Raw genomic sequence first — 22526 nt, 5'->3', positions numbered from 1 at the left:
CTGCACTCCAGACAAGTCAAGGCGGGTTTGTCAGGCAGGGCGGTGGGGGTCGTCACAGTCGCGCGGCAGGCATCCCCATGGGCCATTTGCGGCTTCCCCGCGCGAAAACGCCAGCCATGAAAAGCTCATGGCTGGCGCTGGGAGTCACCGTGGTGGCCTCAGGTATCTGGCCCCGACAAGTGCTCTGGCTCAGTCGGCGTCGAGCTGGATGGCGTTGATGTAACGCTCGGCGCGACGGGTGCGGTCCTTGACCTGACCGACCAGCTGGCCACAGGCGGCGTCGATGTCATCGCCACGTGTCGCACGCACCGGGGCGGTGTAGCCCAGCTCATAGAGACGCTGCTGGAAGCGCATCACCTGATTGCGTGACGGCTTCTCGTAACCGGAATGCGGGAACGGGTTGAACGGGATCAGGTTGATCTTGCACGGCAGCTCGTCGAGCAGCGCGGCCAGTTCCTCGGCGTGCTGGATCTGGTCGTTGACGTCCTTGATCAGGGTGTACTCGATGGTGACGATACGCGCGTCGTCACACTTGGCCAGGTAGCGATGGCAGGAGTCGAGCAGCGCGCGGATGTTCCACTTGCGGTTGATCGGCACCAGCACGTTGCGCAGTTCATCGTTGGCCGCGTGCAGCGAGATCGCCAGGCTGACGTCCATCTCGTCGCCGAGCTGGTCCAGCTTGGGCACCACACCGGAGGTGGAGAGGGTGACGCGACGCTTGGACAGGCCGTAGGCGTTGTCGTCCAGCATCAGCTTCATTGCCGGCACGACGTTGTCGTAGTTCATCAGCGGCTCACCCATGCCCATCATCACCACGTTGGTGACCGGACGCTTGCGGGTGTCCTTGCGGTCTTCGGCGCCACGGGTGGCGACCCACACCTGGCCGATGATCTCGGCGGCGGTCAGGTCACGCTCGAAGCCCTGCTTGCCGGTGGAGCAGAAGCTGCAGTCCAGCGAGCAGCCGACCTGGGAAGACACGCACAGGGTGCGACGATTGCCGTTCTCGGACGGAATCAGCACGGTCTCGACATAGCTGCCGTCGCTGACTTCCAGCACCCACTTGCGGGTACCGTCCTTGGACTCGCCTTCATAGACGATGCCCGGCGCGCGAATCTCGGCGACCTGCTTGAGGCGTTCGCGCAGGGGCTTGGCGAGATTGGTCATCTCGTCGAAGCTGTCGACGCCTTCCTGGTGAATCCATTTCATCACCTGGGTAGCGCGGAATTTCTTCTCGCCGATGCTCTCGAAGAAGGCTTCCATCGCCGGGCGCGGCAGGCCAAGCAGGTTGGTGAGCTTCACGTCGGCAGGTGCCGCGGCATCGGTAGCGGTTGCAGTGGTATCAGTCATGGTCTCGGGCCGGTCGTGTCAGGGATGGGCAGGCGTCAGCTACAAGGATAGACGTCTGCAGGGTGGCGCTGTCAGCGGAGGTGGCGATGACTCGCGGACCTCAATGGACACTCGCAGTCAGGCAATGGGCAGGGAATGGCCGCACGGCACTGGCGGAGGTAGCTGCAGGGCTTCAAGAAAAGCGTATCGGACCTGCTCAAGCGTCGAATCTGCTTCAGGGAATGCAGATTGGCGCACGACGCTTCAGCACGTCCGATACCACGACGGCCCCGCCACGCAGGCAGGGCCGTCGAGTCATGCACGGCTGGTGATATCACGCCCGCAAGGGACAGACATCATCAGGCGCACAAGGCGAAATCAACCGCGCGGGCAGATTTCGTTGTCGCCGAAGAAGTAGGCGATTTCGCGAGCAGCGGATTCCGGCGCGTCAGAACCGTGAACGGCGTTGGCGTCGATGGAAGTGGCGAAGTCTGCACGGATGGTGCCAGCTTCTGCTTCCTTCGGGTTGGTAGCGCCCATCAGGTCGCGGTTCTTGGTGATGGCGTCTTCGCCTTCCAGCACCTGGATCATGACCGGGCCGGAGGTCATGAAGCCGACCAGCTCACCGAAGAAGCCACGTTCGCTGTGCTCAGCGTAGAAGCCTTCGGCCTGTTCCTTGGACAGGTGAACCATCTTGGAAGCGACGATCTGCAGACCGGCCTTCTCGAAGCGAGAGTAGATCTCGCCGATCACGTTCTTGGCGACGGCGTCCGGCTTTATGATGGACAGAGTACGCTGGGTCATGGTGAATCTCCTGAGACAAGCTTTGAAGAGCCGCACGGCCTGGGGCCTTGCGGCGGAAAAGGGCTCTGTCGACGCAGGGCTCGACAAAAGTGGGCGGCATTATAGCTGCTCGCGTCATCCACTGCATCCATCATGCGGATACTGGATGACGCGCGGATGGCAGGCGTCTTGTCTGCAATGACGCTCTACGCGCTGAGCCAGCTCTACACGCTGAAGCTGGATCTACACGCTGAGCCAGGTCTACACGCTGAAGCTCTCGCCACAACCACACTCGTCCTTGACGTTGGGGTTGTTGAAGCGGAAGTAGCGGTTCAGACCGTCCTTGACGTAGTCCACTTCGGAGCCGTCGAGCACGGCCAGCGCTTCGCTGTCGACATAGACAGTCGCGCCGTGATCGACGAAGACGACATCTTCCTCGTTGGCCTCATCGGCGAAGTCGAGCACGTAGCTGTAGCCGGAGCAGCCGCTGGGCTTGACCGAGACGCGCAGGCCAAGGCCGTGGCCGCGCTCGGCCAGCACGACACGGATCTGGTCGGCGGCGGAGGGGGAAATCGACAGGTGTGCCATGAGCAGTCTCCCGGGTCAGGCGCGCAGCGAGGTCAGGGCATGCCTGAGCTCGCCGAGCGCGGATTCAATGTCGGCGGCGGTGGTGAAGCGTCCGAAGCTGAAGCGCAGTGACGCCAGCGCCAGTGGACGGGGCACCCCGATGCCGGTGAGTACGAAGGACGGTTCGACACTGGCGGAATTGCAGGCCGAACCGGTGGAAATCGCGATGCCGCGCAGTGCCATCAGCATCGCCTCACCGTCCACGCCTTCGAAGGCGAGGTTGAGGATGCCGGGGGCGCTGACGTCTATATCGGTATTGAAATGCACGCCTTCAAGGCCGGATAGTCCGGCGACGAATTGCTGGCGCAGCGTGATCAGGTGCTGGTGGTCGGCATCGAACTGTTCGGCGCACAGGCGGTAGGCCTCGCCCATGCCGACGATCTGATGGGTGGGCAGGGTGCCGGAGCGCATGCCGCGCTCATGCCCGCCGCCGTGGATCAGGGCCTCTACCTTGATCTGCGGCTGACGTCGCACGTACAGCGCGCCAACCCCCTTGGGGCCGTAGGCCTTGTGCGCGGACAGCGACAGCATGTCGATGGGCTGTCGGCCGACATCGAGCTGCACCTTGCCGGGAGCCTGGGCGGCATCGACATGGAAGGCCGCGCCATGCGAGCGGGCGATATCGCCGAGGGCATCGAGATCATTCAGGCTGCCCAGCTCATTGTTCACTGCCATCAGCGATACCAGGATCGTGTCGGCGCGCAGAGCGTCACGCAGGCTCTGGGGGCTGATGCGGCCATCCGGCTGCGGTGCGATACGCGTGACCTCGAAGCCCTCGGCTTCCAGCGCACTGGCGGTATCCAGAATCGCCTTGTGCTCGATGGTCGAGGTGATCAGGTGACGCCCACGCTCGGCATTGGCGCGCATGTAGCCGGTCAGCGCCAGGTTGTCGGCTTCGGTGGCACCGCTGGTCCAGACGATCTCGCGCGGGTCGGCGCCGATGGCGTCGGCTACCTGACGACGCGCGCCCTCGACCGCCTGCTCGGCCAGCCAGCCCGGCATGTGACTGCGCGAGGCCGGGTTGGCGAAGGTGCCGTCCTGCGTCAGGTGACGCATCATCAGCTCGGCGACGCGTGGATCGACGGGCGTGGTGGCAGCATAGTCAAGGTAGATCGGCTGGGACATGGTGACTTCCTGAAGACATGACGAACGGGTTCAGCTGCCGGGCATGACGGTGATCGGTGTCGGCTCGCAGGCCTTGCGCTGACGACTGGCAATCTGGCGAACCTCCTCACGTGCGACAAGGTCCGCCAGGCTGATGCCATCGAGAAAGCCATGGATCTCATCGGACAGGTCACACCACAGATGGTGCGTGAGGCAGGTGTCGCCTGCCTGACAGTCCGAGAGTCCCTGGCAACGGGTGGCATCCACCGATTCATTCACGGCATCGATGATGCGCGCCACGGAGGTGCTTTCCAGCTCGACGTCCAGCAAGTAGCCGCCACCCGGGCCGCGTACGCTCTTGACCAGCCCGGCACGGCGCAGGCGAGCGAACAGCTGCTCGAGATAGGACAGGGAAATGCCTTGGCGCACGGAGATGTCGGCAAGGCAGGTCGGACCACAACTGGCATGAAGCGCCAGATCGAGCATCGCGGTGACGGCGTAGCGTCCCTTGGTGGTCAGGCGCATGGCGGAACTCGTGAGCTGGTGGAGCGAATGGCATCGGCGACAGGGCCGCAGTGTCGGCGCCGTCTGCAGGCAGACGGCGCATCAGACTGTCCATTATGGTGAGACGCGGCGAGGGGGTCAATCCCGACTGATTTGGTCAACTTTATCCGTGCTGGCGCTCGGACTCGCCATGACCGGAGGCGCTGGGTGTGGCGTCGGCTTCGCGGGTAACCGGCCGGGCCTGCGGACGCTTGTCCGCGGGCTCACCACCACAGGGCCCCAGCTCATCGATCAGCTGCGCGAAATCGGCGTCGTCCAGCTCGGGAAGGTGGCCGGCGCGATAGCTGGCATCCAGCTTGCGCAGCGTGCCGCACATCTGTTCGATCCGCTTGTCCACCGCATGCATGTGATCGAGCATCGCGTGCATGGAGCGCGCGACCGGGTCGGGCATGTCCTGGCCCATGCCGTAGGCATCGAAGCCGAACTTCTCCTTCATGGCTTCGCGGCTTTCCGGATCGACGGGCGGCTCCTCCGCCACGTCCGGTTCGGCGCGCTTGACGATCTTGCCGGGAATCCCGACCACGGTGGCACCGGCCGGGACTTCGCGTGTGACCACGGCGTTGGAGCCGACCTTGGCCCCGGCGCCGACCGTGAACGGGCCGAGAATCTTGGCGCCGGCCCCGACGATGACGCCATCGCCGAGGGTCGGGTGACGCTTGCCGGCATTCCAGGTGGTGCCGCCGAGGGTGACGCCGTGATAGAGCGTCACGTCATCACCGATCAGCGCCGTCTCGCCGATCACGACGCCCATGCCGTGGTCGATGAAGAAGCGGCGTCCGATGGTGGCGCCCGGGTGGATCTCGATGCCCGTCAGCCAGCGCATCAGGGTCGAACCGGTGCGCGCCAGCCACTTGGCGTTGTGACGCCACAACCAATGATTGATGCGATGCGCCAGCAGGGCGTGCAGACCCGGATAGTTGGTCAGGACTTCAAAGAAATTGCGTGCCGCCGGGTCGCGAGCAAAGACGCTGTTGATGTCTTCACGCAGTCGAGTGAACATGGCGTGTCCTCAAAGAGTGCGGTTTGCCGCGTCGGTCTGTGCCAGGCGGACCTGCTTGTCGACTGACGAGAGAATCCCGCGCAGGATGTTGATTTCCATGCTGTCGGGGCGGGCGCGCAGGTACAGTCTGCGCAGGCGTGCCATCAGCTGGCGCGGTTGTTCCGGGTCCAGGAAATCGATGCTGATCAGCGTCTTTTCCAGATGCTCGAACAGGCGCTCGAGGTCTGCGTGGCTGGCCAACGGACTGTCCCAGTCGATGCCGAATGGCTGGTCATCCTCGGCCCGCGGGGTCTCGCCGGCGGCTTCCTGATCAGCCAGCCATGCCTGGCGGCACTCGTAGGCCAGCACCTGCACGGCCGCGGCCAGATTCAGCGAGCTGAAGTCCGGATTGGTCGGGATGTGGACGTGACGATGGCAGCGCTGCAGCTCTTCATTGGAGAGCCCGGAATCCTCGCGCCCGAACACGATGGCCACGCGGGCCTCCGGCAGGCGGGTCTCATCGGCCAGGGTGGCGCCGAAGGCGCGCGGCGTGATCATCGGCCATGGCAGATTGCGGGAGCGTGCGCTGCACCCGACCACCAGACTGCAGTCCGCCACGGCCTCTTCCAGCGTCTCATGCACGTGGGCATTGGCGACCAGAGTATCGGCACCGGAGGCGCGTGAGGCGGACTCCTGACATTGCACCTGACAGCGCGGCGCGACCAGAGCGAGGTCGGCCAGGCCCATGTTGAGCATGGCGCGGGCTGCACCACCGATGTTGCCGGGATGGCTGGTACCGATCAGGACAATGCGCAGACGTTCAAGCATGAGGACTTCCAGGATAGCGATTGAAGGGCGGGGCAATCGACGCGGCCCGGACACCGGGCAGGGCGGGACGTGCGTCAGGACCCGATATCCTAGCATGAAGCCGGCGCGGGGAGCAGTCAGGCGCTGACCGATCAGGCCGGCTCTCTTCGCCGAAGATCGGGGATGGCGATGGCAGCCGGGCGTCGCATCTGCTAGACTTCGCCGTCCTGTTGTAGCGTATTCGCTCTCCTGCATTGCCGACCCCCGTGTCCGGCAGGTGTCATGAGCGTGGCCGTTGCACCCGCTGGCAGATTTCCGGGCCAGCCGCCTTACTGCGTTACACACCGTTCTTTAACAGCTTCCGACTCGTCAAGGCCTTGATCATGCATCCGATGGTCCAATTTGCGCTGCGTGCTGCACGCGGCGCCGCAGAGCAGTTCGTCCGTGTTCGTGAACGTATCGAAGTCGCGCGCAACGACAACGATCTCGATACCTTCATCGCTGACACCGCACGCCGCGCCGAAGCGCACATCGTGCGTCAGCTGGAACGCGGCTATCCGCAGCACGGCCTCTCCGGCCGTTACACCGACCATCGTGATGGCGAAGGCCAGGGCGCTGACTACCACTGGCGCATCGAGCCGGTGCACGGGTATTCCAACCTGGCATCCGCCTCTTCCGGCTTCGCGCTGTCCGTGGTCTGCCTGTTCAAGGGGCGTGCCGAGCACGCCGTGGTCATCGCGCCGTTCACCGACGAAGAGTACATCGTCAGCCGTGGTCGTGGCGCCCAGCATTCCGGTCACCGTATCCGCGTGACCAATGCCACCTCCATCGAAGGTGCGCGTCTGGCGATGGGTCTGCCGGAAAGCTGGCAGCGTCCGCGTCACCTGGCCACCTACCTGTCCATCGTCCAGCAGGTCGGCCCGCAGCTCGATACCCTGCGTGCCAATGGCTGTGCACTGCTGGATGTGCTCGAACTGGCCGCCGGCCGTGTCGATGCCGTCTACGTGCTGGGTCTGGAAGCCGGTGACAGCGAGATCGTCAGCCTGTTCCTGAAGGAATGTGGCGCACTGGCCGGCAGCGCCGATGGTACGCCGGTTGTCGTGGCGGAAGGCACGCTGATGGCCGCGGGTGCTCGCCTGTACAAGGCGCTGGCGCAGACCATGCAGCCGCACCTGTAAGATGCCGTGATTCGCAGTCCTGCCAGCCGCAGGACGACACGGAGAACGAAAAAAACCCCACCTCTTGCGAGGTGGGGTTTTTTTGTGCCTGGCGATCCGTGCCGGGCTGTCGAGCGAGGCGCTTACGGCGCGCCGTCCTCGAACTGCTCCTTGGGCGGGGGAATCAGATCCACGCGCTTCAGGCCGACCACCAGCAACAGCGCCGCTGCCACGTAGATGGACGAGAAGGTCCCCGCGACCACGCCGATGATCAGCGCGATGGCGAAGTTGTGGATCATGTCGCCGCCCAGGAAGAATAGCGCCAGCAGCACCAGCAAGGTGGTGCCGGAGGTGGACAGCGTGCGTGACAGCGTCGCGTTGATCGCGTCATTGAAGATCGACGGCATGTCATCGGTACGCGATTTGCGAATGTTCTCGCGAATGCGGTCGTAGACGATGATGGTGTCGTTCAATGAGTAGCCGATCACGGCCAGCACCGCGGCCAGTACCGTCAGGTCGAAGTCGAGTCCGAACAGGGCGAAGATGCCCAGCAGGATGATGACGTCGTGACCCAGCGAGATGAGAGCGCCGAGGGCGAACTTGTACTGGAAGCGGAAGGCCACGTAGACCATCACCACGGCCAGGGCGAGCAGCATGCCGAGACCGGACTGGTCACGCAGCTGATCACCGACCTGAGCACCGACGAACTCGGCGCGGATCAGGTTCACGCTATCGCCGGTGGCCTGCAGGTGCGCCACGATGTCATTGCCGATGCCGGCCTCGAAGCTCTGCTGCAGACGTACCAGAATCTCGTTGCTGGCACCGAAGGTCTGGACCGAGACGTCCTTGTAGCCGGCGGCTTCCAGTGTCTGGCGTACGCTGTCCAGCGCCGGCGCTGCCTGGTATTGCACTTCCACCAGGGTGCCGCCGGTAAAGTCGAGGCCCAGGTTCAGGCCGTGAATCACAAGGGCGCCAATGGCCACGATCGTCAGCACGATGGAGACGATGAAGGCCGCGCGCCGCTTGCTCATGAAGTCAAACTGTCGCATCACGATGGCCCCTCAGATCCAGAGTTTCTTGAGTGTCTTGCCGCCAATGGCAAGATTGATGATGCCGCGCGAGACCATGATCGCCGTGAACATTGACGTCAGGATGCCGATGGACAGCGTGACCGCGAAGCCCTTGACCGGGCCACTGCCGATGGAGAACAGGATCACCGCGACCAGCAGGGTGGTGATGTTCGCATCGACGATGGAGGTGAAGGCGCGTTCGAAGCCGGTATGCACGGCCTGGTGCAGCGGCATCTTGGAGCGCATTTCCTCGCGGATACGCTCGAAGATCAGCACGTTGGCATCCACCGCCATGCCCAGCGTCAGCACGATACCGGCAATGCCCGGCAGGGTCAGGGTAGCGCCCAGCATCGACATCGCGGCGATCAGGATCGCCAGGTTGGCGGTCAGGGCCACGTTGGCGACGACACCGAAGGCCTTGTAGCGGGCCAGCATGAACAGCACGACCAGCAGCAGGCCCAGCTCGACGGACAGGATGCCGCGCGAGATGTTCTCGGCACCCAGGCTCGGGCCGATGGTGCGTTCCTGCACGAAGTAGATCGGCGCGGCCAGCGAGCCGGAACGCAGCAGCAGCGACAGCTCCTTCGCCTCGGTCGGGGAATCCAGACCGGTGATGCGGAAGCTGTTGCCCAGCGCGCTCTGGATGGTCGCCAGACTGATCAGGCCCTTCTCGGTGTAGGGGATGCGCTTCTCGACTTCCTCGCCATCCTCCATCACGGTGCGCGTGCGGGTCTTGTGCTCGATGAACAGCACCGCCATGTTGCGGCCGATGGCAGCACGCGTGACGCGGTTCATGATCGAGCCACCGGTGCCATCCAGGTTGATGTTGACCTGCGGACGGCCACTTTCATCGAAGCTGGTGCTGGCGCTGGAGACACTGTCACCGCTGATGATCACGTCCTTCATGATGTTGGCGGTGCGCCCCGGCTGGTTGCGGAAGGCGAAGGTTTCCATCTCGCTGGAGGGCGTGTCGCTGGCCGCTTCGAGACGGAACTCGAGGTTGGCGGTGGCACCCAGTACGCGCTTGGCGGCGGCCGTGTCCTGCACGCCCGGCAGCTCGACCACGATGCGGTTCGGGCCCTGGCGCTGCACCAGCGGCTCGGAGACGCCCAGCTCGTTGACGCGATTGCGGATTGTGGTCAGGTTCTGATTGACCGCGTAATCCTGAATCTCCTTGATGGCGGCGGTCGTCAGAGTGAGATCCAGTACGGCCCCACGATCGACATCGCGCTCATCGTATTCGAAGTTCTGGAAGTCGCGCGAGACCAGTGAACGTGCCTTCGAGCGGTCTTCGTCGTCGGAGAAGGTCAGGCTCAGCGTGCCATCGTTGACCTCACTGCCGCGGTAGCGGATACGCTCCTCGCGTAGGGTTTCCTTGATGGCGCTGGCGTTGACTTCCAGGCGTTGCTTGACCGCGGCGTCCATGTCGACTTCCAGCTGGAAGTGGACCCCGCCGCGCAGATCAAGCCCCAGCTTCATCGGCGAGGCGCCGAGACTGGAAAGCCACGACGGCGTGGCATCAGCCAGATTCAGCGCGACGATGGCGTCATCGCCAAGGGTGTCGCTGATCAGTTCCTTGGCACGCAGCTGCTGGTCGTTGCTGGTGAGGCGAATCAGGCCGGTGGAACCATTGAGTTCCTCGGATTTGGGCGTGATGCCGGCGTTTTCGAGGGCGCTGGTGGCGCGATCGAGATCTTGCTGATCGATGGCATCGGCGCCGCTGGCGGCACTGATCTGCACGGCCGGGTCTTCGGGGTAGAGATTCGGCAATGCGTAGATCACGCCGACGGCAAGTACCAGGCAGATCACCAGGTACTTCCAAAGCGGATAGCGGTTGAGCATGGCAGCCCTGTCCTTGGTGGAGCGGGAGAGAAATAGCATGCTGCCGGCACAGGGGCCGGCAGCAGGAGGGAGATCAGATGGACTTGATGGTGCCCTTCGGCAGGACCGCAGCCACGGCGGACTTCTGCACGTTGACTTCGTTGCCTTCGTTCAGCTCCATGGTGATGAACTGCTCGCTGACCTTGGTGATGCGGCCGACCAGGCCACCACCGATGACGATCTCGTCACCCTTGGCCAGGTTGCTGATCAGGTTCTTGTGTTCCTTGGCGCGCTTGGACTGCGGACGCCAGAGCAGGAAATAGAAAATGACCACGAAGCCGACCAGCATGACGATCTGGCCGATGGCGCCGCCGCCGGCGACAGCCGCTTCGGCTTCCGCGTGTGCGGCAGGAATCAGGAATTCCAGCATGTGTATCTCCAGAGGTTACGAGTGAACTGTTGTTATGCAATGAGCGTGATTCGAGCGCTGCTTCACGCCTGTCTCGAGTCAGATACCAAGGCGACCGGAGCGGGTTGCTCTCCGGTCGCGCTTCGATTCGATCAGTCGGCCAGCGGCGGCACCGGCAGGCCGCGCGCGGCATAGAACTGTTCCACGAAGTCCTGCAATGTACCCGCTTCAATTGCACCGCGCAAACCAGCCATCACGGTCTGGTAGTAGCGCAGATTGTGGATGGTGTTGAGCATGGAACCGAGCATTTCTCCACAGCGATCAAGGTGATGCAGGTAGCCGCGTGAGAAGTTGGTGCAGGTGTAGCAATCGCAGTCCGGGTCCAGCGGTGACGTATCGTGCTTGTGGACGGCATTGCGGATCTTGACCGTACCGGTCGGCGTGAACAGGTGGCCGTTGCGCGCGTTGCGGGTCGGCATCACGCAATCGAACATGTCGACACCACGGCGCACGCCTTCCACGAGATCCTCCGGCTTGCCGACACCCATCAGGTAGCGCGGCTTGTCCTCCGGCATCCACTCGGGGAGGTAGTCGAGCACCTTGATCATCTCGTCCTTGGGTTCGCCCACGGACAGGCCACCGATAGCGTAGCCATCGAAGTCGATCTTCTTCAGGCCCTCGAGGGATTTCTCGCGCAGGTCCGGATACATGCCGCCCTGGATGATGCCGAACAGTGCCGAAGGGGAATCGCCATGGGTATCGCGGGAGCGCTGGGCCCAGCGCAGTGACATCTCCATCGACTTGCGGGCTTCATCATGCGTGGCCGGATACGGCGTGCACTCATCGAAGATCATCACGATGTCGGACCCCAGCGAGCGCTGGACGGCCATCGACTCTTCCGGGCCCATGAAGACCTTGGAGCCATCCACCGGTGAGCGGAAGTGAACGCCCTGTTCGGTAATCTTGCGCGTCTTGCCCAGCGAGAAGACCTGGAAGCCGCCGGAATCGGTCAGGATCGGCTTGTCCCATTGCGCGAAATCATGCAGGTCGCCATGCGCTTCGATGACTTCCGTGCCCGGGCGCAGCCACAGGTGGAAGGTGTTGCCGAGGATGATCTCGGCGCCGATCTCCTTGATGGATTCCGGTGTCATGCCCTTCACGGTGCCGTAGGTGCCGACCGGCATGAAGGCCGGGGTTTCCACCGTGCCGCGCGGGAAGGTCATGCGGCCGCGTCGCGCGCGACCATCGGTGGCGAGCTTCTCAAAGCTCATGAAGCATTCTTTGCGCATGGTTCTCTCTAAGGCTTGGCGGCGAAACAGGCCGCAGCGGGTGTGGGGCTAGCGTAAGCCACGTCGTGTTAACTGCGCATGACGTGGCTCATGTGATGAGGTATCGCTCGGGTCAGGCGCGTTCCAGCAGCATGGCATCGCCATAGCTGAAGAACTGGTAGCGCTCCTGCACGGCAGCCTGGTAGGCGGCCATGGTGTGCTCGTACCCGGCGAAGGCCGAGACCAGCATCAGCAGGGTCGATTCCGGCAGATGGAAGTTGGTGATCAGCAGATCCACCACCTGCCATTCATAACCGGGGTAGATGAAGATGTCGGTGTCACCGGAGTAAGGTGCCAGCTCGCCACCGTGGGCCTTGGCAGCACTTTCAAGGCAGCGCACGCTGGTGGTGCCGACAGCGACCACGCGACGGCCGGCGGCACGAGCGCGGGCGATCGTGTCACAGGCTTCCTGACCGACCTCGATCCATTCGCTGTGCATGTGGTGCTCGAGAATGCTGTCGACACGCACCGGCTGGAAGGTGCCGGCACCGACGTGCAGGGTGACGAAGGCGGTCTCGATGCCTTTCTCGGCCATGGCGGCCATGATCGGCTCATCGAAGTGCAGGCCAGCCGTCGGTGCGGCCACGGCGCCATCGCGCCTGGCATAGACCGTCTGGTAGCGCTCGCGGTCCGACAGCTCGTCATCGCGGGTGATATAGGGCGGCAACGGCATGTGGCCATGCTGGTTGAGCAGCTCGATCATCGGCGTCTCGCCGTGGAAGCGCAGCTCGAACAGCGCGTCCTGCCGACCTTCGACCACGGCGGTGATGCCGCCTTCGAAGATCAGCTCGGTGCCCGGCTTCGGCGACTTGCTGGAGCGAATGTGCGCCAGACCACGGTGTGCATCCAGCGGACGCTCCAGCAGCATCTCGATCTTGCCGCCGGAGGCCTTCTGGCCGTGCAGGCGCGCGGGGATCACGCGGGTGTCATTGAAGACCACGACATCGCCGGGTTCCAGCTGCTCGAGCAGGTCAGGAAAGTGGCGATGCACGATCTCGCCGCTCTTGCCGTCCAGGTGCAGCAGACGGCAATCACTGCGCTGCTCGGAAGGGTAGCGGGCAATCAGCTCATCCGGCAGACTGAAATCATAATCACTGCGCTGGAGCGGGCGCTCGGAAGCGGAGGGGGCAACGCCAGAGGCATCGCCGGAATCGATTCGTGACATGGCCAACGGAAACTCTGGTGGCACGGCGCGCAGAAGGCGCTCCGCTGCAATGGAGATACCCTGCTCGCAGGCGTTCATGCCGTTAGCGCGTCTGTCTGTCTGCCCGCTCTCGAGAGGCAGTGGTCAGGGGCGATACGCAGGATGGACTGGCGAGCCTGGGCAGGCGAAAAAGGTGGCTCATGATACCGAATGGCATGGCTCCCGCGAAGTCCCGTTTTCGAACGACCTGTCCCGCTCAGTGCGTGAATCCGTCGCTGGGATGCGTTGCATGTGTCTGATCTGGCGTGAAAACTCGTTGACCTCGGCGTAGGCTTCCGTATAATTTCGCTCCATTGCCGGTGTGGCGGAATTGGTAGACGCAGCGGATTCAAAATCCGCCGCTTAATAGGCGTGTCGGTTCGAGTCCGACCACCGGCACCATCTTGAAAACAGTCGCTCACGAGCGGCTGTTTGCGTTTCTGGCCCTCGCCTCAGATTCATTGCTCTCAACTTCATTGCCTTGTGATCCCAGAGCACTCTTCTTTCTATTTCCTCTTTCCTCTCTGTCCTTTCTTCGCGCTCTTGCCAGATGATGGTCTGGGTGTCTGAGGCATAAAAAAGCCCCGACCGGATGTCGGGGCTTTCTTGTCTCTGGCGCATCTGCCGGCGATTCACGCCTGATGTGGAACGCTCTTGACGCGTCGGTAGATGCTGTTGCTTGCGAGGGAAGGGTCAAGGAGTGCAATGCGCGTGCTCTGTATCGCGAGTTCCTGGCGCAGGGTAGACCACATGCCGATGAACTCGCGGCAATCCTGGCAGTTCACGAGATGGTCGGCGGATGGTGCATGGTATTGATAGTCCATCTTGAGGCCGGAACATACCGGACAACACAGAGCCGCTCGAGCTTTCCCTTTCATTTCTCCTCTCCCTCTCAGCATTCGACTGAATTCGGTGAGGTTCAGCGTAGTGGTCTCATTTCCTTGAGTTCGCGAGCTTGCCAGTCATCAAGATTCGTAAGCCCACCAGCTCAGGCTTACGGATCTTTCTGGCCGCGTGGCATAGCCCCCACACTCGCGAGTCATCCTCTGACAGGGCCTTTCCCTGGCTGCACTTGCCTGTGCACTTAGCCCATCACTACGCTGAACTCGCCGCTCTCCCTGAGCAGCGATTAAGAAATTACTGATTATTGAAAACTTGTACAAGAGTTAATTTGTTGCACAAGTTTTCAGGTATGTAAGATCGTGTACTTCAAGATAGTCTCATATCAAGATGTTCTCATGTAATGTGGCGTTCGATCGTTCTGATTCGCTGGCGACGCTGTCCGGCGCGCTTGATGGTCCACGTCATGTGCAAGACCAATGTCGCCTACATGACATGGTGATGTCGCTGCCGGGCCAGTCTGACGCTTGGTACAATCGGGCGTATCCGCTGGAGCTGCAGAGGGGAAGGCTGAATACGGAAAGCGCTCTCATCCCGTCAGCCATCGCGGGCAGGGGATTCAGAACCTGTACTGAACTTGAATGGAACTCGCGTGATGCTCGAGGGGCGCCTGGCGGCGAACCGCTGTTCAAGCATCGCTTTCACGAACTGCCATGGAACATGGAAAGACTGTCATGCATTGGATGCCACTGAATCTGTGGTTGTCACTGGTTGCGCTGTGCGCCATGGGGGCGATGTCGCCCGGGCCGAGTCTGGCGATGGTGCTTCGCCACACGCTGGGAGGTGGCAGAAGTGCGGGAGTCGCCGCTGGTATCAGCCATGCATTGGGGGTCGGGTTGTATGCCGCGCTCACCGCCTGGGGACTTGGTGCCTTGATCGTTCATTATCCGGGCATGTTCCAGGCGATCATGATTCTGGGGGCGGCCTATCTGGCCTGGTTGGGCGTCAAGGCATTGCGGGCGGGCCGTGGCGGGGCGCTGGAGGCGCAGGCCGTCACCACATCCCGTTCCATGGCGATTCGCGATGGCTTCATGGTGGCGCTGGCCAATCCCAAGCTGATCCTGTTCTTCGTGGCGCTGCTCAGTCAGCTGATCACGCCGGAGATGAGCGAGATGGGCAAGTGGCTGGTGGTCGTGACGGCGATGGGCATCGACGGTGCCTGGTATGTGCTGGTGGCGATGGTACTGTCGCACTCGCGGGTGCTGCCCTGGCTTCAGGCGCGGGCGGTATGGATCAATCGCCTGACCGGTATCGTGTTGCTGGCGTTGGCGCTGCGGGTCGTATGGGGTGTCTGACCGGCGCATGTCGGGAGTGACATGCACCGTTGAGGAATGAGATTGCCTGGTAGAAGACGGCCGCCCTGACAGGTGATGTCAGGGCCGCGTTGCGTTGCAGGGGGTGGCTGGTGGAGCCGGAAGATCACGGAGTGAAGATGTCGGAGTAATCCTTCACGGGAACCCTGATCTGCTGATCCGGACGTGCCTGAAAGTGCAGGGTCACGGGGATTTCATCGCCTGACGAGATGGGCTGAGTCAGCCCTGTCAGCATCAGATGGGGCCCACCTCCCGGCCGCATCTTCAGTGGGGACTTGGAGGAGAGGTGCAGGTGCCCCAGCTGGCGCATGTGCATCCGGCCTTCGCGCATCTGCATCTCGTGCAGCTCGATGCTCTGCGCCACGGGAGAGCTGGCGCCTGTCAGCGTGACCTTGCCTCGGGGGAGCGAGAGCGTGATATAGAGTGCAGCGGTCGTCGCGCCCGGAGGCGTGGGTAGTGCGAAGGCATCTTCCAGTACGGGATTTTCCAGCACGGGATTTTCCAGCATGGGGTCTGTCGCCACGGGGGGCGTCGCGGCGCTTGCATCGGTGCGCATCCACAGGATGCCGCTCATGGCGATTGCCAGCATCAGGCTCGCGCGTGAGAGTCGTGTCACGTGGTGTCGTCTCCTTGGCCTCTCATGGCAGTACCCGTGCCAACAGATGGCGCGGTGACATGCCCGGCGGCAGCCCATGTACGCCAGTGGCGCCGGGGATGTCGGTGCCTGCCAGTCGTGTGGCGCAGAAAGCCTCGGCCACGTCGGCAGGGGCATGGCGAATCAGCAGGGCAGCCTGCCATAGCACGGCCAGTGACTGGACCAGTTGCCGGGCTCGGGCTTCCTCGGCGTGATGAAGGAGGTTGCCGCGTTCGAAGGTGGCCAGTGCGGCGTCATAGCGAGGACTCTGCCCCCGGGCGTCCCTGAGCTCGCTGAGCAGCGCCTCGCCTGCGTCGGGGTGACGGGTCAGGGTGCGCAGGACATCCAGACACAGCACGTTTCCAGAACCTTCCCAGATGGCGTTGACAGGGGCTTCGCGATACAGGCGCGCTGTCAGGTGTTCCTCTATGTAGCCATTGCCGCCCAGGCATTCCATGGCCTCTGCCAGCAGTGCCGGTGCACGACGATTGTGCCAGTACTTGGCGATCGCCGGCGCAAGGCGGGCCAGGGGGCGCGCATCCGGTTCCCGTGTGGCGTCATCGAACTGTCGCGCAATGCGCAGACACAGTGTGATGCCGGCTTCGACTTCCAGTGCGATGTCTGCCAGCACCTGCTGCATCAAAGGTTGACTGGCCAGCGGCTTGCCGAAGGCATGACGTTGCTGGCAGTGGTGCAGTGCCTCGACCAGTGCCTGGCGCATCAGTGCCACCGGCGCGGTGGCAGCATCCAGTCGGGTCTGGTGGACCATCTCGAGAATGGTGGTGATGCCACGTCCTGGCTCACCAAGGCGCTGCCCTCGCGCATCGACCAGCCGGACTTCGCTTGAGGCGTTGGCGCGATTGCCGCACTTGTCCTTGAGGCGTTGCAGTTGCAGGCCATTGTGGCTGCCATCCTCCCGTCGCCTCGGTACCACGAAGCAGGTCAGCCCTTCCTCGAGCTGCGCCAGAGTCAGAAAGGCATCTGACATCGGGGCACTCATGAACCACTTGTGACCGTTGAGGCGATAGCCTTCACCCTCAGCGTGTGCCTGTGTCAGGTTGCTACGGACGTCGCTGCCGCCCTGACGTTCCGTCATGGCCATGCCGAAGGTCGCGCAGTGCTTGTCGCGAGGGGCACAGGTTCTCGGGTCGTGGCTGCGGGCCCGCAGGCGAGGGCCCCAGAAGGCGGCCAGAGATTCATCCTGACGCAGCGCGGGCCAGGCGGCATGGGTCATGGTGATCGGGCAGCAGAAACCGGGTTCGGCCTGGGTGAGCAGGTAAAGGGCGGCGACATGGGCCTGATGTCCTCCGCAGCCTTCCGCCTCCCAGGCGACACTGTGCCAGCCACCTTCCAGAGCGATGCGCATCAGCCGGTGATAGTCGGGGTGATACTCGACGTCATCCCGCCGCCGCCCTTGTGGGTCATGGGTGTGGAGGACCGGCGGATGCGCATTGACGGCAAACCCCATCGCGCGGGTCTCTAGCGTGCCCACCTGCGCCCCGAGGTCGGCCAGGCGAGTGAGCAGGTCCGCCGAGAGCCCAGGCGCGTGGCAGCGCAGCGCCTCACGCAAGGGGAGGTCATCGACGAAGGCATGGCGCAGCGGTGGTGCCGATTGATTGAGCACCTCATCGCGCCATGGAGCAGGCCGCTCCTCTTCACGAGAGTGCTCAGTCGAGGACGCAGGCAGCGAGTCGGGCATCGTGGGGTCCTGTCATGAGAGGTATGCCTTGAGCGTAGAACACCTGCGGCCTGCTGGCGGAGTGGAAGGCAGCTGCGTCGCATTCTGCTACCGTGGGGGCATCAGTCGGTGCGTGGCATCGCGACGATCAGCACAGGGAAAGGACAGGGTACGGTGATCCAGGACGAAATCATTCAATTGGTTGATGCACGCAATCGCCCATGCGGTACGGCTCCTCGTCGCCAGATGCGACGTTATCGCTACTGGCATCGAGCGACCTATGCCTTCGTGCTCAATGCCAGTGGAGAGCTGTGTATCCAGAAACGCACCATGAGCAAGGAAGTCTTTCCGGGGTATTTCGACCTCGCCAGTGGAGGGGTGGTCGGCGCGGGCGAAGCGGTCCACGTGGCCGCACGACGCGAGCTGGAGGAGGAGATCGGTGCCCGGGGCGTCGCGCTCAGACATTGCTTCGATTTCTGCTATCGCGATGCCACCAATCATGTCTATGGCAGCGCCTACCTCGCACGTTATGACGGTCCCTTGACGCTTCAGGCCGAGGAGGTGGCTGACGCCTTCTGGGTGACACCGCAACAGGCGCTGGAATTGCATCCTTCAACGCCGGACAGCCGTATGGCGCTTGAACGCCTCATTCGTGAGGGCTTTCTCGTCTCTGCCATGGAAGAGTAGGCAATGATGGCCTGTCGGCGGCGCGCCATGACCCTGCACGCGCCTGCATGTGCTTTCTCTGTCCCGCTCTCCCTACCACTCTCTGTGCTGGAGTCTGCGCATGAATGCCAAGGTATCGCCCCAACAGCTGGAAGAGGTGGAGGTTGCACTGTCGAGCGTGCTGGCGGGCAAGCCGCATCAGATCCGGCTCGCTCTGTGCTGCCTGCTGTGTCAGGGCCACGTGCTCATCGAGGATCTGCCCGGGCTTGGCAAGACGACGCTGGCCCAGGGACTGGCGCGTCTGATCGGCACCGACATGCAGCGCGTCCAGTTCACCAGTGATCTGCTGCCCGCCGACATTCTCGGCGTATCGGTCTTCGACCCTCGCGAGAGCGCTTTCCATTTCCATCCGGGCCCCGTCTTTCACTCGCTGGTGCTGGCGGATGAGATCAATCGTGCCACGCCCAAGACCCAGAGTGCGCTGCTGGAGGCCATGGAAGAGCGACAGGTGACCGTGGAGGGCGAGACGCGTCGTCTGCCGGAGCCTTTCTTCGTCATCGCCACTCAGAACCCGCTTCAGCAATCCGGTACCTTCCCGTTGCCTGAGTCCCAGCTGGATCGCTTTCTGATGCGTCTGTCGCTGGGGTATCCAGAGCCTGCGGCTGAGCGAGAGATACTGAGAGGCAATGCCGGTCGCCAGCACATCGAGGCGCTGCGTCCCCTGTTGCCGCTCGAGGTACTGCGTGAGTGGCAGGCATCCGTGACGCGCGTGCGTCTCTCTGAACCGCTGCTGGATTACTTGCAGGCACTGGTCGCTGCCACACGGTCGTCGCCGGAAGTGCCTTATGGCCTGTCGACGCGAGGCGTGCTGGCATTGGCCAACGCCTCGCGTGGCTGGGCGTTGCTCGCGGGGCGTGACTACGTGCTGCCGGAGGATGTCCAGGCCGTCTGGGCGCCGGTGGTCGGCCATCGCCTGAGCGAGGGCAGTGTCGCGGAGGGAGATGCCGTGGCTCGCCATCTGCTGGGGCAGGTGGCGGTGGTGCCTGCATGACACGAGCGGCCAGTGTCGGACCATGGGGCCGGCTCAAGGCGCGCATGTTGCGCAGGATGTCCATCGCCGGCGGTGAGGCGCTCCATCATGCCCGTCTGATGATCCTGCCCACGCCCTTCGGCCTGTTCTGGGCGGTGCTGGTGTGCATGCTGCTGCTGCTGGGGATCAACTACGAGAATTCCCTCGCGCATGCGCTCGCATTCTGGCTGTTCTCGCTGGCGGTGATCAGCATCTTTCGAAGCTGGCGCAATCTTGCCGGTGTGCGCGTCCAGTTGATCGCGGATGGCGAGGCCTACGCAGGCGGTGAGTTGCGCCTGCTGGTCCGGCTGAGCGGGCGGGCGCGGGCGCGCGCCATCGATGTGCGTCTCGGGAATAGTCGTCAGCGTCTCGAGATTCATGCCGGAGAGGGCAGTGCGCCTATGGGGCTGCCGGTCGCTCTTCGTGGGCAGTTCACCTTGCCGCCATTGACGCTGGAGTCTCGCTGGCCGCTGGGGCTGGTGCGTCTGTGGTCCTGGGTCGCGATCGAGATGCCGGTGATGATCCACCCCTGTCCGCAGATGCCGGCCGCACCGCAGGGCAGTCGCAATACGCTGGAACAGGTCGAGCAGGGCGACTTCGCCGGCCTGCGTCGCTATGTGGCCGGTGATCCACCGGCGCATGTGGCCTGGAAGCACTGGGGGCGCAGCGGTGAGCTGGTCACCAAGCGTTTCGAGACGCCGGCACGCCCCTCCTTGTGGCTGGACTACGAGGCGTGCCATGGCGACATGGAACAGCGTCTCGGCGAATTGACGGCACGCGTGCTGGCGGCGGAGAAGTCACAAGCGACCTATGGGCTGCGCCTGCCGGGCCAGACGCTGGCCATCGCCAGTGGTGGGGCGCATCGGCGACGCGTACTGGAAGCGCTGGCCTTGTTTGGAGGAGAGACGGTGCTGCCCTGGGAGGTTCAGCAGCAGGCCGTGGCGTCTCGAGAGCTGGCCGGGAGGGCAAAGACATGACGCGAGCACATGGCAATGTCTCTCGCCGCTGGTGGCAACGCAAACCTCTGACGCCTGATCAGGCGCTTGGCTGGCTTGAACTGCGCCACCTGTTCATTGGCCAGTGTCTCGTGCTGGCGCTGCATCTGTTGTGGATGCCGATCTGGCTTGCACTCCCTGCGCTGCTGGCGGCGCTATGGCGGTTTCAGCAATTGCGCGCCCGCGTGCCGCGTGCCGGCATTCTGCTGCGGCTGGCGGCGGTATGTCTGGTGGCAGCAGGGCTGTTTCTGGAATACGGGCAGATGTTGCGCCTGGAGGCGATGATCGGCCTGCTGGTGGGAATCTATCTGCTCAAGCTGCTGGAAACTGACAGCCTGCGTGATGGTCGCGTGGTCTGTGGGCTGGGGTTTGTCGTGCTGGCCTCCGCATTCCTGCATGATCAGGGGCCGGTGATGGCAGCTGCGGCGATTCTGGCCGCTGGCTGGCTGATCGGTGGTCTGGTCCTGATCGCCGGAGCGCGCCGCAGTGGTGAGGCACTGCGTGAGACTTGCTGGTTGATGGGCTTGTCATTGCCGCTGATGCTGGGATTGTTCGTGCTGTTTCCCCGTCTGCCGCCACTCTGGAACGTTCCTCAGCTGGAAGAGGCCACGACCGGTCTGACGGATAGCGTATCGCCCGGTGATATCGCAGCGCTGGGGCGCAGTGACGAGCTGGCTTTCCGAGCCCGTTTCGACGGTGCCTTGCCGGCAGCTTCAGAGCGCTACTGGCGTGTCTATACCTTGAGTCTGTTTGATGGCGTGCGCTGGTCACGTGCCTCCCCTGATAGGCTGCAGAGTGCGTTGGGTGGGCCAGCGTCGCGCTATGCCGTGCGTGGCAGGGGCGTGGATGGCGGGAGCCCCCGGCACCGTTATGAGCTGTTGCTGGAGCCGGACCCGCGCCCTTGGCGGCCAAGCCTCGGCGCTCCGTTGTCGAGTGATCAGGAGGCGCGTTATCTGGTGGACGGCACTCTGGAAGGGATGTCGTCACTCAACACCCGTGCATTGCTGAAATTGAGTTCCTCCGGTCAGCCTCCCTTGGCGGCACCACAATGGATGCAGCGTCTGGATCTGCTGTTGCCTGAGGATGGCAACCTCCGTGCTCGCGCATTCGCTCGTGATCTGATGCATCAGGCGGGTGGAGACCCCCAGGGCTTCCTTCGCCTCCTGTTCCAGCATTTCCATCGTCAGCCTTACCACTACACCCTCACGCCCCCGCGTCTTGAGGGCATTAATCGTGTGGACGATTTCCTGTTTGATAGCCTGCAGGGGTATTGCACGCATTACGCATCGACTACCGTCTTTCTGGCGCGGGCAGCAGGAATCCCGGCGCGCATGGTGGCGGGCTATCTCGGTGGAGAGGCGCAGGGTGGCGCCGCGAGCGGTGAGCGTGAGTTGAGCATTCGGCAGTACGACGCCCATGCCTGGGTCGAGGTGTTCCATGGGGGGCGCTGGCACCGGTTCGACCCGACGGCGGCGGTGGCTCCCGAGCGTATTGCCCAGGGGGCGCTCAGTCTGCAAGGTCAGCCGGGTTTCATGGCAGATGCCGGTCTGCGCGCCTTCACGCTGAATAATTCCATGCTTCGTGATCTGAGGCGTCAGTGGGAGCGTTTCGAGTACCGCTGGCAGCGAAGTGTCGTGGGGTTCCGCCTGGAACAGCAGCGTAGTCTGTGGCAGCGGATGTTCGGCGAGTTTCGCTGGGAGTGGCTGGTCTGGGGGGTACTCGGATTGCTGGCTTGTGTGGTACTGGTAGGAGCGGTGCTGGTGCTCTGGTCTGGTCGTGAGGTAACGACACATGCCGGTGTCAGAGCCTACCGTCGGCTGGCGAAGCGTCTGGAGCGCTCCGGGCTTGGCCCTGGCCCGGGTGAGGCGCCCGGCAGTCACCTGCGGCGTGTCGCACGGCTGCAGCCGGAAAATGTTAAAGAATTGTTACAGCTGTCGGAAGTCGTTGAACAATGGATTTACAATGATGACGCGCAAGAGGGCGCTTCTCATGCCGGCGGCTCGTCTTCTCGTAGCATGCGTCGCCAGTGGTCAGCGTTATGCCGTAAGTTGTCATAGTTCACGTTTTCCATCGTGGTGGTGTGTGATTCCTTGTTTTCTGGGCATTTTTCGAG

At 63.2% G+C, this 22526-nt stretch carries 20 protein-coding genes and 1 tRNA gene; 7 read left to right on the top strand and 14 right to left on the bottom strand.

What is annotated here, in order from left to right:
- Positions 1 to 189: 189 nt before the first annotated feature.
- The 7 genes from rlmN to trmJ form a co-directional block, all read right to left on the bottom strand.
- A complete protein-coding gene (rlmN, locus tag AC26AR_RS13960) occupies positions 190 to 1347 on the bottom strand; it encodes a dual-specificity RNA methyltransferase RlmN (protein WP_077380059.1) in 1158 nt (385 codons plus the stop codon).
- 357 nt (positions 1348 to 1704) lie between these two features.
- Positions 1705 to 2130, bottom strand: a complete 426-nt coding sequence (ndk, locus tag AC26AR_RS13955) for a nucleoside-diphosphate kinase (RefSeq protein ID WP_043333812.1) — start codon at positions 2128 to 2130, stop codon at positions 1705 to 1707.
- 240 nt (positions 2131 to 2370) lie between these two features.
- Positions 2371 to 2697, bottom strand: coding sequence for a HesB/IscA family protein (locus AC26AR_RS13950; protein WP_077380057.1), 327 nt, complete (start codon positions 2695 to 2697; stop codon positions 2371 to 2373).
- A 15-nt stretch (positions 2698 to 2712) separates the two neighbouring features.
- On the bottom strand, positions 2713 to 3861 hold the full coding sequence (locus tag AC26AR_RS13945) for an aminotransferase class V-fold PLP-dependent enzyme (RefSeq protein ID WP_077380055.1): 1149 nt from the start codon (positions 3859 to 3861) through the stop codon (positions 2713 to 2715).
- A gap of 30 nt (positions 3862 to 3891) precedes the next feature.
- Positions 3892 to 4365: a Fe-S cluster assembly transcriptional regulator IscR gene (gene iscR / locus AC26AR_RS13940; RefSeq protein ID WP_077380053.1), complete on the bottom strand. Its 474-nt coding sequence runs from the start codon at positions 4363 to 4365 to the stop codon at positions 3892 to 3894.
- Between the two features lie 142 nt (positions 4366 to 4507).
- Positions 4508 to 5404 (bottom strand): serine O-acetyltransferase, encoded by an 897-nt coding sequence (gene cysE, locus AC26AR_RS13935; RefSeq protein WP_077380051.1) that lies wholly within the window; start codon positions 5402 to 5404, stop codon positions 4508 to 4510.
- A 9-nt stretch (positions 5405 to 5413) separates the two neighbouring features.
- On the bottom strand, positions 5414 to 6211 hold the full coding sequence (gene trmJ / locus AC26AR_RS13930) for a tRNA (cytosine(32)/uridine(32)-2'-O)-methyltransferase TrmJ (protein ID WP_077380049.1): 798 nt from the start codon (positions 6209 to 6211) through the stop codon (positions 5414 to 5416).
- 362 nt (positions 6212 to 6573) lie between these two features.
- On the opposite strand from trmJ, the gene AC26AR_RS13925 reads away from it, so the two are divergent.
- On the top strand, positions 6574 to 7368 hold the full coding sequence (locus tag AC26AR_RS13925) for an inositol monophosphatase family protein (protein WP_077380047.1): 795 nt from the start codon (positions 6574 to 6576) through the stop codon (positions 7366 to 7368).
- A gap of 122 nt (positions 7369 to 7490) precedes the next feature.
- On the opposite strand, the gene secF is transcribed toward AC26AR_RS13925, so the two are convergent.
- The 5 genes from secF to queA form a co-directional block, all read right to left on the bottom strand.
- Positions 7491 to 8396 (bottom strand): protein translocase subunit SecF, encoded by a 906-nt coding sequence (gene secF / locus AC26AR_RS13920; RefSeq protein ID WP_077380045.1) that lies wholly within the window; start codon positions 8394 to 8396, stop codon positions 7491 to 7493.
- Between the two features lie 12 nt (positions 8397 to 8408).
- The gene (gene secD / locus AC26AR_RS13915) at positions 8409 to 10259 is read right to left on the bottom strand and encodes a protein translocase subunit SecD (protein WP_077380043.1); all 1851 of its coding nucleotides are present in this window, start codon (positions 10257 to 10259) and stop codon (positions 8409 to 8411) included.
- A gap of 73 nt (positions 10260 to 10332) precedes the next feature.
- Entirely contained in the window at positions 10333 to 10668 is a 336-nt protein-coding gene (gene yajC / locus AC26AR_RS13910; RefSeq protein WP_077380041.1) for a preprotein translocase subunit YajC, read from the bottom strand.
- 131 nt (positions 10669 to 10799) lie between these two features.
- Positions 10800 to 11918 (bottom strand): tRNA guanosine(34) transglycosylase Tgt, encoded by a 1119-nt coding sequence (gene tgt / locus AC26AR_RS13905; protein WP_488107226.1) that lies wholly within the window; start codon positions 11916 to 11918, stop codon positions 10800 to 10802.
- A 130-nt stretch (positions 11919 to 12048) separates the two neighbouring features.
- A complete protein-coding gene (queA, locus tag AC26AR_RS13900) occupies positions 12049 to 13140 on the bottom strand; it encodes a tRNA preQ1(34) S-adenosylmethionine ribosyltransferase-isomerase QueA (protein ID WP_077380204.1) in 1092 nt (363 codons plus the stop codon).
- Between the two features lie 334 nt (positions 13141 to 13474).
- On the opposite strand from queA, the gene AC26AR_RS13895 reads away from it, so the two are divergent.
- Positions 13475 to 13560 (top strand) — tRNA-Leu (locus AC26AR_RS13895).
- 1181 nt (positions 13561 to 14741) lie between these two features.
- The gene (locus AC26AR_RS13890) at positions 14742 to 15353 is read left to right on the top strand and encodes a LysE family translocator (protein WP_176494327.1); all 612 of its coding nucleotides are present in this window, start codon (positions 14742 to 14744) and stop codon (positions 15351 to 15353) included.
- A 124-nt stretch (positions 15354 to 15477) separates the two neighbouring features.
- Here the strand turns inward: AC26AR_RS13890 and AC26AR_RS13885 are convergent, their stop codons facing one another.
- Positions 15478 to 15987, bottom strand: a complete 510-nt coding sequence (locus AC26AR_RS13885) for a copper chaperone PCu(A)C (protein WP_488107225.1) — start codon at positions 15985 to 15987, stop codon at positions 15478 to 15480.
- 22 nt (positions 15988 to 16009) lie between these two features.
- Positions 16010 to 17704 (bottom strand): acyl-CoA dehydrogenase family protein, encoded by a 1695-nt coding sequence (locus AC26AR_RS13880; protein WP_488107224.1) that lies wholly within the window; start codon positions 17702 to 17704, stop codon positions 16010 to 16012.
- Between the two features lie 153 nt (positions 17705 to 17857).
- Here AC26AR_RS13880 and AC26AR_RS13875 point away from each other — a divergent pair, with 153 nt between their 5' ends.
- The 4 genes from AC26AR_RS13875 to AC26AR_RS13860 all read left to right on the top strand — a co-directional run bounded on the left by AC26AR_RS13875 (position 17858) and on the right by AC26AR_RS13860 (position 22470).
- Positions 17858 to 18370, top strand: a complete 513-nt coding sequence (locus AC26AR_RS13875) for an NUDIX hydrolase (RefSeq protein WP_254696562.1) — start codon at positions 17858 to 17860, stop codon at positions 18368 to 18370.
- Positions 18371 to 18470: 100 nt separating this feature from the next.
- The gene (locus AC26AR_RS13870) at positions 18471 to 19400 is read left to right on the top strand and encodes an AAA family ATPase (protein ID WP_077380031.1); all 930 of its coding nucleotides are present in this window, start codon (positions 18471 to 18473) and stop codon (positions 19398 to 19400) included.
- A complete protein-coding gene (locus AC26AR_RS13865) occupies positions 19397 to 20395 on the top strand; it encodes a DUF58 domain-containing protein (protein ID WP_077380029.1) in 999 nt (332 codons plus the stop codon). The genes AC26AR_RS13870 and AC26AR_RS13865 overlap by 4 nt, the downstream gene beginning before the upstream one ends.
- A complete protein-coding gene (locus AC26AR_RS13860) occupies positions 20392 to 22470 on the top strand; it encodes a transglutaminase TgpA family protein (protein ID WP_488107223.1) in 2079 nt (692 codons plus the stop codon). The genes AC26AR_RS13865 and AC26AR_RS13860 overlap by 4 nt, the downstream gene beginning before the upstream one ends.
- Positions 22471 to 22526: the final 56 nt, after the last annotated feature.

It is taken from the genome of Cobetia sp. PS-4MA (genome assembly GCF_057670765.1).
This window is presented reverse-complemented; position numbering and strand designations above follow the sequence as displayed.

Bases quoted from the DNA above. Each gene is read 5' to 3' on its own strand.
- secD (WP_077380043.1), bottom strand. From the start codon at position 10,259: ATGCTCAACCGCTATCCGCTTTGGAAGTACCTGGTGATCTGCCTGGTA.
- trmJ (WP_077380049.1), bottom strand. From the start codon at position 6,211: ATGCTTGAACGTCTGCGCATTGTCCTGATCGGTACCAGCCATCCCGGC.
- AC26AR_RS13945 (WP_077380055.1), bottom strand. From the start codon at position 3,861: ATGTCCCAGCCGATCTACCTTGACTATGCTGCCACCACGCCCGTCGAT.
- AC26AR_RS13860 (WP_488107223.1), top strand. From the start codon at position 20,392: ATGACGCGAGCACATGGCAATGTCTCTCGCCGCTGGTGGCAACGCAAA.
- AC26AR_RS13865 (WP_077380029.1), top strand. From the start codon at position 19,397: ATGACACGAGCGGCCAGTGTCGGACCATGGGGCCGGCTCAAGGCGCGC.
- AC26AR_RS13950 (WP_077380057.1), bottom strand. From the start codon at position 2,697: ATGGCACACCTGTCGATTTCCCCCTCCGCCGCCGACCAGATCCGTGTC.
- yajC (WP_077380041.1), bottom strand. From the start codon at position 10,668: ATGCTGGAATTCCTGATTCCTGCCGCACACGCGGAAGCCGAAGCGGCT.
- rlmN (WP_077380059.1), bottom strand. From the start codon at position 1,347: ATGACTGATACCACTGCAACCGCTACCGATGCCGCGGCACCTGCCGAC.
- cysE (WP_077380051.1), bottom strand. From the start codon at position 5,404: ATGTTCACTCGACTGCGTGAAGACATCAACAGCGTCTTTGCTCGCGAC.
- AC26AR_RS13925 (WP_077380047.1), top strand. From the start codon at position 6,574: ATGCATCCGATGGTCCAATTTGCGCTGCGTGCTGCACGCGGCGCCGCA.
- iscR (WP_077380053.1), bottom strand. From the start codon at position 4,365: ATGCGCCTGACCACCAAGGGACGCTACGCCGTCACCGCGATGCTCGAT.
- AC26AR_RS13880 (WP_488107224.1), bottom strand. From the start codon at position 17,704: ATGCCCGACTCGCTGCCTGCGTCCTCGACTGAGCACTCTCGTGAAGAG.
- queA (WP_077380204.1), bottom strand. From the start codon at position 13,140: ATGTCACGAATCGATTCCGGCGATGCCTCTGGCGTTGCCCCCTCCGCT.
- tgt (WP_488107226.1), bottom strand. From the start codon at position 11,918: ATGAGCTTTGAGAAGCTCGCCACCGATGGTCGCGCGCGACGCGGCCGC.
- AC26AR_RS13890 (WP_176494327.1), top strand. From the start codon at position 14,742: ATGCCACTGAATCTGTGGTTGTCACTGGTTGCGCTGTGCGCCATGGGG.
- secF (WP_077380045.1), bottom strand. From the start codon at position 8,396: ATGCGACAGTTTGACTTCATGAGCAAGCGGCGCGCGGCCTTCATCGTC.
- ndk (WP_043333812.1), bottom strand. From the start codon at position 2,130: ATGACCCAGCGTACTCTGTCCATCATAAAGCCGGACGCCGTCGCCAAG.
- AC26AR_RS13870 (WP_077380031.1), top strand. From the start codon at position 18,471: ATGAATGCCAAGGTATCGCCCCAACAGCTGGAAGAGGTGGAGGTTGCA.